The organism is Xenorhabdus santafensis, from assembly GCF_033949405.1.
GTDB classification, from domain to species: domain Bacteria; phylum Pseudomonadota; class Gammaproteobacteria; order Enterobacterales; family Enterobacteriaceae; genus Xenorhabdus; species Xenorhabdus santafensis.
Genome location: NZ_VCDN01000391.1, coordinates 1 through 651, shown reverse-complemented (window position 1 = coordinate 651; position 651 = coordinate 1). Strand labels below are relative to the sequence as shown.

Annotated in this window: 1 protein-coding gene; it reads right to left on the bottom strand. The window is 29.8% G+C overall.

Annotated elements, in window-relative coordinates; translation table 11 throughout:
• Positions 1–350 precede the first annotated feature (350 nt).
• Positions 351–651, bottom strand: a 301-nt coding sequence (locus FE392_RS20690) for a hypothetical protein (RefSeq protein WP_319931973.1), incomplete at its 5' end; no start/stop codon positions are given.

The window sequence follows — 651 nt, the reverse complement described above, 5'->3', positions numbered from 1 at the left end:
TCTTTTTCTGGAATTACTTTCTGCTTGGTTTAATATTTGTCTAAACTCATCAAGATTTGTCATACAAAATTCTCCTCTTCCTAGTATTTACAACTAGCAAAGAGACTTTTCTTTTGATATTATATACTTAGAAACTAAATCTTAGGATTCTTAATTTCTTAAAACTCTAACAATCTAGTTAAAATGAAAAAAGCCTCTTTCCTATAATTGTAGTGTGGTAACTCAATTATAGCATAAAGGGCTTTTTTTGTTCTATTTTGTCTGAAAATTCCAGATTTATAATATAAAAATAAAACTAATTATAGCCCACCTTAAAATGTTATTTAAAGCAGGCTACGATATAAATTATTCTACTTAGCTGGGGTACAAGACCACATATTATTAATATGCTTCAAAATAATACCCTTATCATTCCAATTACATAAATTTAACCCTGCACCTAAAAATGCTGCTGCTGCAAGTATAGGAGCTGCTACTCCAACAGCTACACCTAAAGCTGCTGCTAATGCTGAAGCTGAACCACCAAATGCAATTACTTTATTTATTTTAGATAGATCAGAACTTGAAAGATAAAAATGAGTAGTCCCAAAAACTTTTACTTCATTTACATCTTTAGAAATTTTCAGCATAGTAGGCTCATAGCTTACAATT